This window comes from Pseudescherichia sp. L3, from assembly GCF_024656065.1.
GTDB lineage: Bacteria > Pseudomonadota > Gammaproteobacteria > Enterobacterales > Enterobacteriaceae > Pseudescherichia.
In genome coordinates this window covers 332,500-349,112 of the sequence record NZ_JANKYC010000004.1, presented here as the reverse complement: position 1 = coordinate 349,112, position 16,613 = coordinate 332,500, and the positions used below count along the sequence as shown (strand labels likewise).

The 16,613-nt window shown below is 56.8% G+C and carries 12 protein-coding genes; 5 read left to right on the top strand and 7 right to left on the bottom strand.

Annotated features, from left to right (window positions below; translation table 11 throughout):
• Positions 1–74: 74 nt before the first annotated feature.
• Complete coding sequence (gene cueO, locus NR795_RS19105) at positions 75–1,622, bottom strand: multicopper oxidase CueO (protein ID WP_257759052.1); 1,548 nt, start codon at positions 1,620–1,622, stop codon at positions 75–77.
• A 145-nt stretch (positions 1,623–1,767) separates the two neighbouring features.
• On the opposite strand from cueO, the gene NR795_RS19100 reads away from it, so the two are divergent.
• The 3 genes from NR795_RS19100 (at position 1,768) to speD (ending at position 3,881) form a co-directional block, all read left to right on the top strand.
• Complete coding sequence (locus NR795_RS19100; protein WP_103820681.1) at positions 1,768–2,115, top strand: YacC family pilotin-like protein; 348 nt, start codon at positions 1,768–1,770, stop codon at positions 2,113–2,115.
• A 102-nt stretch (positions 2,116–2,217) separates the two neighbouring features.
• Complete coding sequence (speE, locus tag NR795_RS19095) at positions 2,218–3,090, top strand: polyamine aminopropyltransferase (protein ID WP_257759051.1); 873 nt, start codon at positions 2,218–2,220, stop codon at positions 3,088–3,090.
• Positions 3,087–3,881 carry an adenosylmethionine decarboxylase gene (speD, locus tag NR795_RS19090; RefSeq protein WP_144817670.1) on the top strand — a complete coding sequence of 265 codons (795 nt, stop codon included), beginning with the start codon at positions 3,087–3,089 and terminating at the stop codon, positions 3,879–3,881. The genes speE and speD overlap by 4 nt, the downstream gene beginning before the upstream one ends.
• Positions 3,882–3,931: 50 nt before the next feature.
• On the opposite strand, the gene yacL is transcribed toward speD, so the two are convergent.
• Both yacL and acnB read right to left on the bottom strand, forming a co-directional pair.
• Complete coding sequence (gene yacL / locus NR795_RS19085; RefSeq protein WP_144817669.1) at positions 3,932–4,294, bottom strand: protein YacL; 363 nt, start codon at positions 4,292–4,294, stop codon at positions 3,932–3,934.
• Positions 4,295–4,434: 140 nt separating this feature from the next.
• Positions 4,435–7,032, bottom strand: coding sequence for a bifunctional aconitate hydratase 2/2-methylisocitrate dehydratase (gene acnB, locus NR795_RS19080; RefSeq protein WP_144817668.1), 2,598 nt, complete (start codon positions 7,030–7,032; stop codon positions 4,435–4,437).
• 338 nt (positions 7,033–7,370) lie between these two features.
• On the opposite strand from acnB, the gene NR795_RS19075 reads away from it, so the two are divergent.
• Complete coding sequence (locus NR795_RS19075; RefSeq protein ID WP_257759047.1) at positions 7,371–8,876, top strand: DUF3300 domain-containing protein; 1,506 nt, start codon at positions 7,371–7,373, stop codon at positions 8,874–8,876.
• A gap of 12 nt (positions 8,877–8,888) precedes the next feature.
• A complete protein-coding gene (locus NR795_RS19070; protein WP_257759046.1) occupies positions 8,889–9,683 on the top strand; it encodes a DUF2950 domain-containing protein in 795 nt (264 codons plus the stop codon).
• A gap of 92 nt (positions 9,684–9,775) precedes the next feature.
• Here NR795_RS19070 and NR795_RS19065 read toward each other — a convergent pair whose 3' ends face one another.
• From NR795_RS19065 to aceE, 4 genes are all read right to left on the bottom strand, one after another.
• Positions 9,776–10,060, bottom strand: coding sequence for a hypothetical protein (locus NR795_RS19065; RefSeq protein ID WP_144817718.1), 285 nt, complete (start codon positions 10,058–10,060; stop codon positions 9,776–9,778).
• A 246-nt stretch (positions 10,061–10,306) separates the two neighbouring features.
• Positions 10,307–11,731, bottom strand: coding sequence for a dihydrolipoyl dehydrogenase (lpdA, locus tag NR795_RS19060; protein WP_144817717.1), 1,425 nt, complete (start codon positions 11,729–11,731; stop codon positions 10,307–10,309).
• Positions 11,732–11,929: 198 nt separating this feature from the next.
• Positions 11,930–13,831: a pyruvate dehydrogenase complex dihydrolipoyllysine-residue acetyltransferase gene (aceF, locus tag NR795_RS19055; RefSeq protein WP_257759045.1), complete on the bottom strand. Its 1,902-nt coding sequence runs from the start codon at positions 13,829–13,831 to the stop codon at positions 11,930–11,932.
• Positions 13,832–13,845: 14 nt separating this feature from the next.
• Positions 13,846–16,509, bottom strand: a complete 2,664-nt coding sequence (gene aceE / locus NR795_RS19050; protein WP_257759044.1) for a pyruvate dehydrogenase (acetyl-transferring), homodimeric type — start codon at positions 16,507–16,509, stop codon at positions 13,846–13,848.
• Positions 16,510–16,613: the final 104 nt, after the last annotated feature.

Genomic DNA, 16,613 nt, shown 5'->3' with positions numbered 1-16,613 from the left:
AGTTAACGCCCGGTGGCGCTATGCTTACCGGGCCTACCGAGGCCGGACCGACGTTTAACGTTATCCGGCCTTTTTTATACCGTGAATCCCATCATCATTCCCGTATCCTCATGCTCCAGCAGATGACAGTGCGCCATATAGGCATGCTCCTTCGGTGCATCATGATCGAACTTCACCAGTACTTCGCTGCGCGCCCCGTAGACGTTTACCGTATCCTTCCAGCCTGACCGATGCGCCGCTGGCGGCTTGCCGTTTTCAGACAGAATGCGGAACTGCGTGCCGTGAATATGGAACGGATGCTGCATCATGTCCCCCTCCCCTGAAATCACCCAGCGCTCATACTGCCCTTTGCTCGCGGCAAACAGCGGGTTATGCATATCAAAAGCTTTACCGTTGATTCGGTTGGCGCTGTGGAAATCAAACTCGCCGCCGTGGCCGCCGTGGTCCATGTTCATATTCATGTGACCCATCATGTCGCCGTGGTGCATCCCGGTCATGGCCTTGTCGCCGTACTTATCCTTCAGCGCCTGCATGCCCATCATATCGAGCATCGGATCCATCGACAGGTGGAAGGTGCGCTGGGTTAAACCGGTAAGTTCCGGCAGCGCTGGCACGTTAACCAGGGTATCGGGCAGCGTGCCGGAAGCGGTAACCCGCAGCGGCTGAATGCGCAGGACCGGATGCGGCTGGTCAAACGGTGGAAGGGCCATCCCCATCTGGCTGACGGGCAGCGTAACCAGATCGACTGGCTTGCCGTCGCTGATATCCACCAGCACCTCAAAACGCTCCCCGGTCAGCACCGGCAGCGCCGTTACCGCAACCGGCTCGGCGAGATGACCGCCGTCGCTGGCGATAACATACATCCGACGTCCGTCGCTGAGAGCAAAGTTAAGGGTACGCGCATTGCAGCCGTTCAGCAGCCGCAGACGCAGCCAGCCGCGCGGAGCCGCGTGCTGAGGATAGACCGCCCCGTTTGCCAATAGGGTATCGCCGAACCAGCCCACCGCCGCGCTCATCACGTCGAGCTGGTAATCGATCTGCCCGTCGGCAGCCAGACGTTTGTCCTGCACGATCACCGGCACGTCGTCGATGCCCCACTGCTTCGGCAGACGCAGCATGCGGCTCTCGTTGTCCTCGATCAGTACCAGCCCCGCCAGCCCCATCGCGACCTGATGGCCCGTTTTGCCATGCTGATGGGGATGAAACCAGCAGGTGGCCGCCCGCTGATCGGGCGTGAAGGTCACTTCCCGCGCCCCGCCCGCCGGGATGATCCCCTGCGGCCCGCCGTCTACCTCCCCCGACACCTCCAGCCCGTGCCAGTGAACGGTGGTCTCCTCCCGCAGTTGGTTACGGATCTCCACCGTCACTGCTTTACCCTGGCGCAGCTGAAGCGCAGGCCCCAGCAGGTTGCCGTTGTAGCCCCAGGTTGTGGCGGTTTTCTCGCCAAAGGTAGAGGAACCCACCTGCACGGTAAGCCTGATGCGGTTCTGGGCGTCGGGAGTGAGCAGATCGGGAATGGGCAGCGTCGTTTGCTCCCCTGTTGCGGCGGCCCGCGCCCACGTCGGCAGTGCACCGATAACGCCAAGCGCAGCGGAATATTTGAGAAAATCACGGCGTTGCATAGTCGAATCCTTATCGTCGGCAAACGGTCTCCTGAGCTTAAACCCTGCCCCTGCGGCAAGGTCAAGCGAAAGGCGAATAATAAAGATCGTCGCCTTACCCCCAAGTATGCTAACGTTTAATTTCCGTGATGTTTTGGTAAGAAGAATGAAGATGTTTTTCAGAACCGTTGTGTTCACCAGCCTGCTGGCGATGTCAGCAAATAGTTATGCGCTCAGCGAATCTGAAGCGGAGGACATGGCCGATCTGACGGCGGTGTTCGTGTTTCTGAAAAACGACTGTGGTTACCAGAATCTACCGAATGGCCAGATCCGCCGGGCGCTGGTGTTTTTTGCCCAGCAGAACCAGTGGGATCTGAGCAACTACGACACCTTTGATATGAAATCCCTCGGCGAAGATAGCTATCGCGATCTCAGCGGCATTGGCATTCCGGTTGCCAAAAAGTGCAAAGCGCTGGCCCGGGACTCCCTCAGCCTGCTGGCCTACGTCAAGTAACATAAACCCTCCTCCCCTGCTAAAGTTATAGCCGTGCATCAGCGGCTGTAGTTAGCTATGATGTTGCGCCCATTTTGTGTGGATGTTAACGAAGGAGGATGCATGGCTGATACCCGCCAGTGGCATGAAACGCTGCATGACCAGTTTGGTCAGTACTTTGCCGTTGATAATGTGCTCTACCACGAGAAGACCGACCACCAGGATCTGATCATCTTTGAGAATGCCGCCTTTGGCCGCGTGATGGCGCTGGACGGCGTTGTCCAGACCACCGAGCGTGACGAATTTATCTATCACGAAATGATGACCCACGTTCCGCTGCTGGCCCACGGCCAGGCGAAGCATGTGCTGATCATCGGCGGCGGCGACGGCGCGATGCTGCGCGAAGTGAGCCGGCATAAAAACGTTGAGGCCATCACCATGGTCGAGATCGACGAAGGGGTTGTATCATTCTGCCGTCAGTATCTGCCGAACCACAACGCAGGCAGCTACGACGATCCGCGCTTTACGCTGGTGATTGACGACGGTGTCAATTTCGTCAACCAGACCGCGCAAACCTTTGACGTCATTATCTCTGACTGCACCGATCCGGTGGGACCGGGCGAGAGCCTGTTTACCTCCGACTTCTATGCGGGCTGCAAGCGCTGCCTGAATCCAGGCGGGATCTTCGTTGCCCAGAACGGCGTAAGCTTCCTGCAGCAGGATGAAGCCGTGGGCAGCCACAAAAAGCTGAGCCACTACTTTAGCGATGTGAGTTTCTATCAGGCGGCGGTGCCCACCTACTACGGCGGCATCATGACCTTCGCCTGGGCGACGGACAACGAGATCCTGCGTAACCTCTCTACGGAGATTATCCAGGCGCGCTTCCACAACGCTGCCCTGACCTGCCGCTACTACAATCCGGCTGTCCATACGGCGTCCTTCGCCCTGCCGCAATACCTGCTAGATGCGCTCTCCTCAGGAGGTGATGAAAATTGAAAAAACTGAAACTGCATGGCTTTAACAACCTGACCAAAAGCCTGAGTTTTTGTATCTACGATATCTGTTATGCCAAAACCGCCGAAGAGCGTGACGGCTATATCGCCTATATCGACGAACTCTATAACGCAAACCGTCTGACGGAGATCCTCACCGAAACCTGCTCAATCATCGGCGCGAACATCCTCAACGTTGCCCGCCAGGACTATGAGCCGCAGGGGGCGAGCGTGACGATTCTGGTGAGCGAAGAGCCGGTCGATCCGACCCTGATTGATAAAACCGCGCACCCCGGCCCGCTGCCAGAGACGGTGGTAGCCCACCTCGATAAGAGCCACATCTGCGTGCATACCTATCCAGAGAGCCACCCGGAAGGGGGCCTGTGCACCTTCCGCGCCGACATTGAGGTCTCAACCTGCGGCGTCATCTCCCCGCTGAAGGCGCTGAACTACCTGATCCATCAGCTGGAGTCGGACATCGTCACCGTTGACTACCGCGTGCGCGGCTTTACCCGCGACATCAACGGCATGAAGCACTTCATTGACCATGAGATCAACTCGATTCAGAACTTCCTCTCTGAGGATATGAAGTCGCTGTATGACATGGTGGACGTGAACGTCTATCAGGAGAACATCTTCCATACCAAGATGATGCTGAAAGAGTTCGACCTGAAGCACTATATGTTCCACACCCGTCCGGAAGATCTTACTGCCGAAGAGCGGAAAGCCATTACCGAATCGCTGTGGAAAGAGATGCGCGAGATCTACTACGCGCGCAATATTCCCGCCGTGTAATCTCTTCTGAAGCCGGAGCAGGGACGCTCCGACAATCTTTTTAAATCACGTTACTTCTGCTGAATAAACGTGCGGTACGCGGTGACGACCTGGAGAAAATCCTCAACGCCACACAGCGACAGGCTCTCTTCGTCGTAGTAGCTCATCCCCTCTTCAATCTCATCCCCGGAGAACTCCAGCTGGTTAGCGCGGATGATGACCTCTTCTCCGTCCATCCAGAGCGTGTATTCGTGACCAATTCGCTGCCACTGGCGCTCGCTGCCTTTGACGGTTTTCGCCGCCTGCTCCACTTCATCCAGCAGGGCCAGATTCTCTTTCACCTCTTCGTTAAACCAGTGTCCGACCACTTCGTGGCCCATCGACATGCGCACTTTCACCTGGCCCGTGATGTCGCGTAAAAATTCGTAATCCATGTTTTTTTCCTCACATCCGCAATAGAGTAATTATCGCAGCCGCGGAGAAGAAAAACAGCGTAACGGAGAGAAGGAGAGGAAATAAAAAAACCCCTTCGGGAGACGAAGGGGTTTTATGCTGGCCTAAGGTCTGGCCTGACTTACACGGCGGTCTGGAAGATCACGCCGTCGGCTTTTTCGGTGTACTGACCGAGCTGGTCAAAGTTCAGATAGCGATAGGTATCCACCGCTGTCTTATCGACCTGCGCCATAAAGATCTGGTACTCGTCCGGCGTCGGCAGTTTACCCAGCAGCGACGACACCGCCGCCAGCTCCGCTGATGCCAGGAAGACGTTCGCCCCAGTACCCAGACGGTTCGGGAAGTTACGCGTCGAGGTCGACACCACCGTTGAACCATCGGCTACGCGCGCCTGGTTACCCATGCACAGCGAGCAGCCAGGGATCTCAATACGCGCCCCGCTCTTACCGAAGACGCTGTAGTAGCCCTCTTCCGTCAGCTGAGCGGCATCCATACGGGTTGGCGGCGCGACCCACAGACGGGTCGGCAGCTGGCCCTGATGGCTGTCCAGCAGCTTACCGGCAGCGCGGAAGTGACCGATGTTGGTCATACACGAGCCGATAAACACTTCGTCAATTTTCTCACCGGCCACGTCAGAGAGCAGACGTGCATCATCCGGATCGTTCGGCGCGCAGAGGATTGGCTCTTTGATATCGGCCAGATCGATCTCGATGACTGCAGCGTACTCGGCATCGGCATCGGCTTCCAGCAGTTGCGGATCTGCCAGCCACTTCTCCATGCCCTGAATGCGGCGCTCGATGGTACGGCGATCGCCGTAGCCTTCCGCAATCATCCACTTCAGCAGCACGATGTTAGAGGTCAGGTACTCGGTGATCGGTGCCTTATCCAGCTTGATGGTACAGCCTGCAGCGGAACGCTCGGCAGAGGCATCGGCCAGTTCAAAAGCCTGCTCTACTTTCAGCTCCGGCAGGCCTTCGATCTCAAGGATGCGGCCAGAGAAGATGTTTTTCTTCCCTTTCTTCTCAACGGTCAGCAGCCCCTGACGGATCGCGTACAGCGGAATAGCATGCACCAGATCGCGCAGGGTAATGCCCGGCTGCATGGTGCCTTTGAAGCGCACCAGCACCGACTCCGGCATATCCAGCGGCATCACGCCGGTCGCGGCGGCAAACGCCACCAGACCGGAGCCTGCCGGGAAGGAGATCCCTACCGGGAAGCGGGTGTGGGAGTCACCGCCGGTGCCGACGGTATCCGGCAGCAGCATACGGTTCAGCCAGGAGTGGATGATGCCATCCCCCGGACGCAGAGAGACGCCGCCACGGTTCATGATGAAGTCTGGCAGCGTATGGTGCGTAGTGACGTCCACCGGCTTCGGATAGGCCGCAGTATGGCAGAAGGACTGCATCACCAGGTCGGCGGAGAAACCGAGGCAAGCCAGATCTTTCAGTTCATCACGGGTCATCGGACCGGTGGTGTCCTGCGAGCCAACCGAGGTCATTTTCGGTTCGCAGTATTCGCCAGGGCGAACACCGGTCACGCCACAGGCGCGGCCCACCATTTTTTGCGCCAGCGAGAAGCCCTTGTTGCTGGCTTCGACCGGCTTCGCGCTGCGGAAGACGTCGCTGTGCGGCATGCCCAGCGCTTCGCGCGCCTTGGTGGTCAGGCCACGGCCGATGATCAGCGGAATACGGCCCCCGGCGCGCACTTCGTCGATCAGCACGTCGGTTTTCAGTTCAAAGGTAGCCAGCAGCTCGCCGGTCTCGTGGTTGCGCACTTCACCTTTGAACGGATAGACGTCAATCACGTCGCCCATGTTCAGGTTGTTCACGTCCACTTCGACAGGCAGCGCACCGGCATCTTCCATGGTGTTGAAGAAGATAGGTGCGATTTTGCCGCCCAGCACCAGACCACCGCCGCGCTTGTTCGGCACGAACGGAATGTCGTCGCCCATAAACCACAGCACCGAGTTGGTGGCGGATTTACGCGAGGAGCCGGTACCGACCACGTCACCGACGTAGGCCAGCGGGAAACCTTTTTTGTTCAGCTCTTCAATCTGCTTGATTGGGCCAACGGCACCGGCAACGTCCGGCACAATGCCTTCACGGGCGTTTTTCAGCATCGCCAGCGCGTGCAGCGGGATATCCGGGCGTGACCATGCATCCGGTGCCGGAGAGAGGTCATCGGTGTTGGTTTCACCGGTCACTTTAAAGACGGTAACGGTAATTTTTTCAGCCAGCGGCGGGCGGCTCAGGAACCACTCGGCGTTAGCCCAGGAGAGCATTACCTGCTGCGCGTGGGCGTTGCCCGCTTTTGCTTTCTCTTCTACGTCGTAGAAGTTGTCGAACATCAGCAGCGTATGGGAGAGCGCTTTTGCAGCAATGGGGGCCAGCGCGTCGTTGTCCAGCGCATCAATCAGCGGATGGATGTTGTAACCACCCTGCATGGTGCCCAGCAGCTCAACGGCTTTTTCCGCTGTAATCAGCGGCGAAGTGGCTTCACCTTTTACGATAGCGGCCAGGAAGCCGGCTTTTACATAGGCGGCTTCATCAACGCCCGGCGGAACACGATTGGACAGCAGATCTAACAGGAACTCTTCTTCACCCGCTGGCGGGGATTTCAGCAGCTCGACCAGTGCGGCCATTTGGGTTGCATCGATAGGCTTGGGTACAATTCCCTGGGCAGCACGTTCGGCTACGTGCTTACGGTATTCTTCTAGCACGACGGTATTTCTCCTCGCTCTCATTGTCATAGTGCGGCGGGCGATCTCTTCATGCTTCTGTAAACAGTAGTTTGTAGGGTAATGCCCGATACCGCATTGGGCAGCATATCAGGATTTAGGGGGGGTGTTAATCTGTTTACAAAAAAGCAACATTAAATATTAGCTGAATCGTTAAGGTTCAACTAATGCCCTTTGTCCTTGCAAGATAAAGGGATTTTTAGCTACCTTTTTTGCTGGCTCTTAGCGCCCGCAACATTAATCAAAAAATAAATTCGCTTCTCTCTCATACTCACCTTAAACCTGACCCTGCGATTTCTATGGAAATCGGGAGAGAGAAAATGACCCTGCCCTTCAAATACGCTGCGCTTGCCCTTGTATGCAGCGCCGGGCTCTTTGCCGCCTCGGGCGTACTGTACGTTAAGAGCCGTCCACCTGAAACGCCTGTCCAGACAGTGCCTGTGACTCCCCAACCCCAGCCGCCGGTAGCGAAGCCCGCGTTTACCTCAGCGCAGATCGATCAGTGGGTCGCGCCGGTGGCGCTCTACCCCGATCCGCTGCTCTCCCAGGTTTTAATGGCTGCTACCTACCCGGCCAACGTCGTGCAGGCCGTGCAGTGGTCGCGGGATAATCCGACTCTAAAAGGCGATGCGGCCATTCAGGCGGTATCAGGTCAGCCCTGGGATCCGAGCGTGAAGTCGCTGGTCGCCTTTCCGCAGCTGATGGCATTGATGGGCGAGAACCCAGAGTGGGTGCAAAATCTTGGCGATGCGTTTCTGGCCCAGCCGCAGGATGTCATGGACTCCGTACAGCGCCTACGGCAGCTGGCCCAGCAGACCGGGACGCTAAAATCGACGCCGCAGCAGACGGTAAGCAGCACGCCGAAGAGCGCATCCGCACCTGCAACGGTGCAAAGCAGCAATGCGCCCGCGCCAGCCCCAACGGTAATCAAAATTGAACCTGCCGATCCACAGGTGGTTTACGTGCCTAACTACAACCCCGCCACGGTCTACGGCAGTTGGCCAAACACGGCCTACCCGCCGGTCTATCTGCCCCCGCCTCCCGGCCAGCAGTTTGCAGACAGCTTCGTCAAAGGCTTTGGCTATAGCCTGGGCGTCGCCACCACCTATGCCCTGTTCAGCAACATCGACTGGGATGATGACGATCACCACCACGATGACGATCATCACCATGACGACGACTATCACGGCAACGGCTATCAGCATAACGGGGACAACATCAACATTAACGTTAATAACTTTAACCGTATCTCAGGGCAGCATCTGCACGGGCAGAATATGACCTGGCAGCATAACCCGGCGTATCGCGACGGCGTCCCCTACCAGAACGGCGCGGTTGCCCAGCGTTTTCACCCCACTGACGTGAGCGGCGGACTGAGCGCCACGCAGCAACCGGCTGCCTCACGAGATAACCAGCGCCAGGCAGCCATGGCGCAGTTTGAACAGCGCAGCCACACGCCCACCAGCAGCGTGGCGGGGGTGTCGTCCCGTGAGGCCCAGCGTAAGGCCGCCTCGCAGCAGCTAAACAAGGTTGCCCAGCGGAATAACTATCGCGGCTACGATAGCGATACGCCGCGTCCTACCCAGCAGGCGAAACAGCGGCACGAGACGCGACAGCAGCGACCAACCTCTACGAATCTGCAGCGCGAACAGCGTCTGGCCAGTACCCGCGCCAACGCCTTTAGCGGCAACGACAGCCGCTCGCCCTCGTGGCAGTCGCAGCAGCTGCGGGGCCAGCAGAGCCGCCGCATCAACAGCGGCAACCTTGAACAGCGTGGCGCGGGGCGTGAAGGCCTCTCTGAACAGCGCGAGTTTCGCCGTCGTTAACCGGAGCCAACAATGAAAAAAATCCTGTTAAGTGCCCTGCTGCTCTCACTGCCCTTTATGAGCGATGCCCAGCAGCTGTTTTCCACTCCTGACGAGGCGGCTAACGCTTTTGCGGCGGCGGTAGCCGACCAAAATGAGGCCCGGCTCGCTGCCGTGCTGGGTGATGACTGGCGACAGTTTTTGCCGCAGGAAGAGGTCGATCCCGAAGCCATTGCCCGCTTTAACCGCGACTGGGCGGTGAAGCATGAGGTCGTCGAGCAGGCGGATGTTGCCCATCTTAACGTTGGGGATCATGGCTGGCAGCTGCCGATCCCCATCGTCAAAATCGCCACAGGGTGGCATTTCGATATGTCTGCCGCTCAGGAGGAGATCCTCACCCGCGCTATTGGCCGCAACGAGCTGTCGGCGATTGAAGCCATGCATGCCTACGTTAATGCTCAGTATGATTACCGCCAGCGTAAGCAAGTCTATGCCACCAGGCTTATCAGCAGTGAAGGTCAGCAGGACGGTCTCTACTGGCCGGTACAGCCAGGCGAAACGCCCAGCCCGCTGGGTCCGGCATTTAGCCCTGGCGAGCCGGGCGTAGGTTACCACGGCTACCATTTCCGCATTATTCAGAGCGACAGTGCTCAGGGGTTTGCCCTGCTGGCGTGGCCGGTAGAGTGGCAAAAAACCGGGGTAATGAGCTTTATGGTGAATCAGGACGATCGGATCTATCAGGCGGATTTAGGCAAGGAGACGGGTAAGAAAGCGCAGGCGATCAATACGTTTGCCGCCGCTGAGCCCTGGCAGCCTGTGGAACCTTAAGCAGAGTAGGCCCGATAAGCGTAGCGCCACCGGGCATTGATCGGTTAATGCCTTCATGCCGGGCGGCACTGCGTTTGCCCGGCCTACGATGCTCAGCCCTGATGGGGCATCAGACCAGGGTCGCCTTTCACCGGCGGCTTGCCGCTGTTGAGCACCGCCTCATCGGCCTGAATGCTGCCGGAGTTCTTCGCCCACTCCCCTTCCCCCGTCTGGGTAACCTGCTGATGCTGAGCGTTCAGGTTTTCGCCCATTGCCGCAATATGCGTGCTTTGCGTGCCGCCGCTGTTATCAGCCCAGGGAATAGTGGCATCGTCAGCCATCGCCATACCGGAAACCAGCGCCGTCGCTAATGCGGCAGTTGTCCAAAATAATTTCACCATGCACTCCTTGTATTCGTTGTGAGAGGCCAGCGTAGAACAAATTAGATTTCCGGCCGGTATCAAAATACAAAGGGATATTTCTTTCAAAACAAGGGAGTTTCGGCTTTCATGCGGTTTCTGTAACGCGGAAGAGGGATTAGGCGTAATAAAATCTGTCTTTTCGTGCACTTAGTACATCTTTTGCAATTTACAGACATAAAAAAAGCGGCTCCGTGAGCCGCTTTAATCATACTGCGTCGAAGATTACTTCTTCTTCGCTTTCGCGTTCGGCAGGTCGGTGATGCTACCTTCGAACACTTCTGCCGCCAGACCCACGGATTCGTGCAGGGTCGGGTGCGCATGGATGGTGAGCGCGATATCTTCAGCGTCACAGCCCATTTCGATAGCCAGACCGATCTCACCCAGCAGCTCGCCGCCGTTGGTGCCGACAATCGCACCACCGATCACACGGTGAGTTTCTTTGTCGAAGATCAGTTTGGTCACGCCGTCTGCGCAGTCGGAAGCGATAGCACGGCCAGAAGCAGCCCACGGGAAGGTGGCGGTTTCGTAGCTGATGCCTTTCTCTTTCGCTTCTTTCTCGGTCAGGCCAACCCAGGCAACTTCTGGCTCGGTGTAGGCGATAGACGGGATCACTTTCGGATCGAAGTAGTGTTTCATGCCGGCGATAACTTCAGCGGCAACGTGACCTTCGTGAACACCTTTGTGCGCCAGCATCGGCTGACCGACGATGTCGCCGATAGCAAAGATGTGCGGTACGTTGGTACGCAGCTGCTTGTCAACGCGGATGAAGCCACGGTCGTCCACTTCGACGCCCGCTTTGCCTGCGTCGAGGTTTTTACCGTTCGGCACGCGGCCGATAGCCACCAGCACCGCGTCGTAACGCTGCGCTTCAGCCGGGGCTTTTTTGCCTTCCATGGAAACGTAGATGCCGTCTTCTTTCGCTTCAACGGCGGTCACTTTGGTTTCCAGCATCAGGTTGAACTTCTTGCTGATGCGCTTGGTGAAGACTTTAACGATATCTTTGTCAGCAGCCGGGATAACCTGGTCGAACATCTCAACCACGTCGATCTCTGAACCCAGCGCATGGTACACGGTACCCATTTCCAGACCGATGATGCCACCGCCCATAACCAGCAGACGCTTCGGCACTTCTTTCAGCTCCAGCGCATCGGTGGAGTCCCACACGCGCGGATCTTCATGCGGAATGAACGGCAGTTCAATCGGACGGGAGCCTGCCGCGATGATCGCGTTGTCGAAGTTGATCACGGTTTTGCCGTTTTCGCCTTCCACTTCCAGGGTGTTCGCGCCGGTGAATTTGCCCAGGCCGTTAACCACTTTCACTTTACGGCCTTTTGCCATGCCCGCCAGACCGCCGGTCAGCTGGTTGATGACTTTTTCTTTCCAGGTACGAATTTTGTCGATGTCGGTTTGCGGCTCGCCAAAAACGATACCGTGCTCGGCCAGCGCTTTCGCTTCTTCGATCACTTTCGCTACGTGCAGCAGCGCTTTAGAAGGGATACAGCCGACGTTCAGGCAAACACCACCGAGGGTGCTGTAACGCTCAACAATGACGGTTTCCAGACCTAAATCCGCTGCGCGAAACGCTGCGGAATAACCTGCCGGGCCTGCCCCAAGTACCACGACCTGAGTTTTGATTTCAGTACTCATCATGACCTCTTAATTATTTCCGGCCGTACAAAGTGCTTGTGCTTTGCACCCGCCGGGACGTTCTATCCGCCCGCAGTTTACAAAATTGTTAACATTTTTGAAACAACAAACGGCAAACGAAGTGTCCTTTGTCCCAGTAACCTCAACAACATAATGAGATTACCAGAAAAAAGCCGACCGTCAGGCCGGCTTTTACGATTACATCACCAGACGGCGGATGTCAGACAGCATGTTGTTGATGATGGTAATGAAACGCGCACCATCAGCACCGTCGATCACGCGGTGGTCGAAGGAGAGAGAGATCGGCATCATCAGACGCGGTACGAACTCTTTCCCGTTCCAGACCGGCTCCATCGCGGACTTAGAGACGCCCAGGATGGCCACTTCCGGCGCGTTAACGATCGGCGCGAAGTGGGTCGTACCCAGGCCGCCGATGCTGGAGATGGTGAAGCAACCGCCCTGCATTTCGCCAGCGGTCAGCTTGCCATCACGCGCTTTCTTGGAGATCACGGTCAGCTCACGAGACAGCTCGGTGATGCTCTTCTTGTTCACATCTTTAAAGACCGGAACAACCAGACCGTTCGGGGTATCAACCGCAACGCCGATGTTGATATATTTCTTCAGCGTCAGGCGCTGTGCATCTTCGGACAGCGAGCTGTTGAAGCGCGGCATCTGCTCCAGGGCAGCGGCAACGGCTTTCATGATGAAGACAACCGGGGTGAATTTCACGTCCAGTTTGCGCTTCTCAGCTTCGGCGTTCTGCTGTTTACGGAACGCTTCCAGATCGGTGATGTCGGTTTTGTCGAAGTGGGTAACGTGCGGGATCATCACCCAGTTACGGCTCAGGTTGGCACCGGAGATTTTCTGGATACGGCCCAGCTCAACTTCTTCAACTTCACCAAACTTGCTGAAGTCCACTTTCGGCCACGGCAGCATGCCTGGCAGACCACCACCGGTTGCGGCAGCAGCAGGTGCAGATTCAGCGCGCTTAACGGCGTCTTTCACGTAAGCCTGAACGTCTTCGCGCAGGATACGGCCTTTACGACCGGTGCCTTTCACTTTCGCCAGGTTCACACCGAACTCGCGCGCCAGGCGGCGGATCAGCGGGGTCGCGTGGACGTAAGCGTCGTTTTCAGCGAACTCAGATTTGCCTTCTGCTTTCGCAGCCGGAGCCGCAGCAGGTTTAGCAGCCTGAGCCGGTGCAGCAGCTGGCGCCGGAGCGGCAGCGGCCGGTGCAGCAGCAGGCGCAGCGCCTTCTACTTCGAAGACCATGATCAGGGAGCCGGTTGAGACTTTGTCGCCGGTGCTGATTTTGATCTCTTTAACGGTACCGGCGAACGGGGCCGGAACTTCCATAGAGGCTTTGTCACCTTCAACGGTGATCAGTGACTGCTCAGCGGTGACTTTGTCGCCGACTTTCACCATCACTTCAGTGACTTCAACTTCATCACCGCCGATGTCTGGAACGTGAACTTCTTTCGCGCCAGCGGCAGCAGCTGGCGCAACGGCAGCCTGCTCTTTCACTTCCGGCTTGGCAGCGGCGGCAGCCGGGGCAGCGCCCGCGACCTCGAAGATCATGATCAGGGAGCCGGTAGAGACTTTGTCACCGGTGTTGATCTTGATCTCTTTAACGGTACCTTCGAACGGTGCCGGGACTTCCATAGAGGCTTTATCACCCTCTACGACAATCAGGGACTGCTCAGCGGTAACGGTATCGCCCACTTTTACCAGGATCTCGGTCACTTCAACTTCGTCACCGCCGATGTCCGGTACGTTCACTTCTTTCGCTGCCGCGGCAGCTGCTGGAGCAGCGGCCGGAGCGGCTTCTTTCTTCTCTTCCTGCGCAGGTGCAGCAGCTGCTGCACCGTCGGCGGAATCGAAAATCATGATCAGTTTACCGGTCTCGGTTTTGTCGCCAACAGAGACTTTGATCTCTTTAACAACGCCAGCCTGAGGAGACGGAACTTCCATAGAGGCTTTATCGCCCTCTACGACGATCAGCGACTGTTCAGCTTCAACTTTGTCGCCCACGTTGACCAGAATCTCGGTGATCTCTACTTCGTCCGACCCGATGTCCGGTACATTGATTTCGATAGCCATTCTCTCTTTACCTCTTATGCCAGACGCGGGTTAACTTTATCTGCATCGATATTGAACTTGGTGATAGCTTCCGCTACCACTTTCTTATCGATGTCGCCACGTTTAGCCAGTTCGCCCAGCGCTGCTACCACCACGTAAGATGCATCCACTTCGAAGTGGTGACGCAGGTTTTCACGGCTGTCAGAGCGACCGAAACCGTCGGTACCCAGTACGCGGTAATCATCAGCCGGTACATAAGTACGAACCTGCTCGGCGAACAGTTTCATATAGTCAGTGGACGCCACTGCCGGTGCATCGTTCATCACCTGAGCGATGTACGGCACGCGCGGGGTTTCCATCGGGTGCAGCATGTTCCAACGCTCACAGTCCTGACCGTCACGAGCAAGCTCGGTGAAGGAGGTAACGCTGTAAACATCAGAGCCAATACCGTAGTCGTTCGCCAGGATCTGCGCTGCTTCACGGACGTGACGCAGGATAGAACCGGAGCCCAGCAGCTGAACTTTACCTTTCGCGCCTTCAACGGTTTCGAGTTTGTAGATACCTTTACGGATACCTTCCTCTGCACCCTGCGGCATAGCCGGCATGTAGTAGTTTTCGTTCAGCGTGGTGATGTAGTAGTAAATGTTCTCTTGCGCTTCGCCGTACATACGCTGCAGACCGTCATGCATGATGACTGCCACTTCGTAAGCATAGGACGGATCGTAGGAGATACAGTTCGGGATAGTCAGCGACTGAATGTGGCTGTGACCATCTTCATGCTGCAGACCTTCACCGTTCAGCGTCGTACGACCGGAAGTACCACCGATCAGGAAGCCGCGCGCCTGCTGGTCACCTGCTGCCCAGCACAGGTCGCCGATACGCTGGAAACCAAACATGGAGTAGTAGATGTAGAACGGGATCATCGGCAGATCGTTGGTGCTGTAGGAGGTCGCCGCAGCCAGCCAGGAAGAACCTGCGCCCAGCTCGTTGATGCCTTCCTGCAGGATCTGGCCTTTCTCGTCTTCTTTGTAGTAGGCAACCTGCTCACGGTCCTGCGGGGTGTACTGCTGGCCGTTCGGGCTGTAGATACCGATCTGACGGAACAGACCTTCCATACCGAAGGTACGCGCTTCGTCAGCAATGATCGGAACCAGACGATCTTTGATCGACTTGTTCTTCAGCATCACGTTCAGGGCACGAACGAAAGCGATAGTGGTAGAGATCTCTTTGTTCTGCTCTTCCAGCAGCGATTTGAAGTCTTCCAGCGCAGGCAGCTCCAGCTTCTCGCTGAATTTAGGCTGGCGGGACGGCAGGTAGCCGTTCAGCTTCTGACGCTGGGCGTGCAGGTAGGTATGCTCTTCAGACCCTTCCGGGAAGGTGATGTAAGAGAGGTTTTCCACCTGCTCGTCGGTGACTGGAACGCTGAAACGGTCGCGGATATAGCGCACGCCGTCCATGTTCATCTTCTTAACCTGGTGAGCGATGTTTTTACCTTCTGCGGTATCACCCATGCCGTAACCTTTAACGGTGTGGGCCAGGATTACAGTCGCTTTACCTTTGGTTTCCTGCGCTTTTTTCAGTGCAGCGTAGACTTTCTTCGGATCGTGACCACCGCGGTTCAGGGCCCAGATCTGCTCGTCAGTCCAGTCGGCAACCAGCGCTGCGGTCTCCGGGTATTTACCGAAGAAGTGTTCGCGCACGTAAGCGCCATCGCGGGATTTGAAGGTCTGGTAGTCACCGTCAACGGTTTCGTTCATCAGCTGGATCAGTTTACCGCTGGTATCTTTACGCAGCAGCTCATCCCAACGACCGCCCCACATCACTTTGATCACGTTCCAGCCAGCACCTGCGAAGATGCCTTCCAGTTCGTTGATGATCTTGCCGTTGCCGGTTACCGGACCATCCAGACGCTGCAGGTTACAGTTGATGATGAAGCACAGGTTGTCCAGCTTCTCACGGGTCGCAATGGTGATTGCGCCTTTGGATTCTGGCTCATCCATCTCGCCGTCGCCCAGGAAGGCGTAAACGGTCTGCTGAGAGGTATCTTTCAGGCCACGGTGTTCCAGATATTTCAGGAATTTAGCCTGGTAGATGGCACCGATCGGGCCCAGACCCATAGATACGGTCGGGAACTGCCAGAATTCCGGCATCAGTTTCGGGTGCGGGTAAGAGGAGAGGCCGTTGCCATGCACTTCCTGACGGAAGTTGTTCATCTGCTCTTCAGTCAGACGACCTTCCAGGAACGCACGTGCGTAGACGCCCGGAGAGATGTGGCCCTGGAAGTACACCAGGTCGCCGCCGTCTTTCTCGGTGCGCGCGCGGAAGAAGTGGTTAAAGCACACTTCATAAACGGTTGCAGAAGACTGGAAGGAAGCCATGTGGCCGCCCAGCTCCAGATCTTTTTTGGACGCGCGCAGCACGGTCATGATGGCGTTCCAGCGGATTGCAGAACGAATGCGGCGTTCCAGATCCAGATTGCCCGGGTATTCCGGTTCGTCTTCAACGGCAATCGTGTTTACGTAGTTGTTAGCCCCTGCACCTGCAGCTACTTTCACGCCGCCTTTGCGGGCTTCAGAAAGCATCTGTTCAATTAGATACTGAGCGCGCTCAACACCTTCTTCACGGATGACCGATTCGATCGCCTGTTGCCAGTCGCGAGTTTCGATCGGATCCACGTCATTTTGGAGACGTTCTGACATGGGGGTATTCCTTATCTATCTGATTACGTTAATTGTCTGGAACCTGTCCCATTGCACTTTTTGCCCTTCATTCTTCAGGCCGTATCTTTGTTGGCTACGCTCCT

Coding starts and splice junctions, on each gene's coding strand:
- speE (WP_257759051.1), top strand. CDS start 2,218: ATGGCTGATACCCGCCAGTGGCATGAAACGCTGCATGACCAGTTTGGT.
- aceE (WP_257759044.1), bottom strand. CDS start 16,509: ATGTCAGAACGTCTCCAAAATGACGTGGATCCGATCGAAACTCGCGAC.
- NR795_RS19100 (WP_103820681.1), top strand. CDS start 1,768: ATGAAGATGTTTTTCAGAACCGTTGTGTTCACCAGCCTGCTGGCGATG.
- lpdA (WP_144817717.1), bottom strand. CDS start 11,731: ATGAGTACTGAAATCAAAACTCAGGTCGTGGTACTTGGGGCAGGCCCG.
- yacL (WP_144817669.1), bottom strand. CDS start 4,294: ATGGATTACGAATTTTTACGCGACATCACGGGCCAGGTGAAAGTGCGC.
- aceF (WP_257759045.1), bottom strand. CDS start 13,831: ATGGCTATCGAAATCAATGTACCGGACATCGGGTCGGACGAAGTAGAG.
- cueO (WP_257759052.1), bottom strand. CDS start 1,622: ATGCAACGCCGTGATTTTCTCAAATATTCCGCTGCGCTTGGCGTTATC.
- NR795_RS19070 (WP_257759046.1), top strand. CDS start 8,889: ATGAAAAAAATCCTGTTAAGTGCCCTGCTGCTCTCACTGCCCTTTATG.
- NR795_RS19075 (WP_257759047.1), top strand. CDS start 7,371: ATGACCCTGCCCTTCAAATACGCTGCGCTTGCCCTTGTATGCAGCGCC.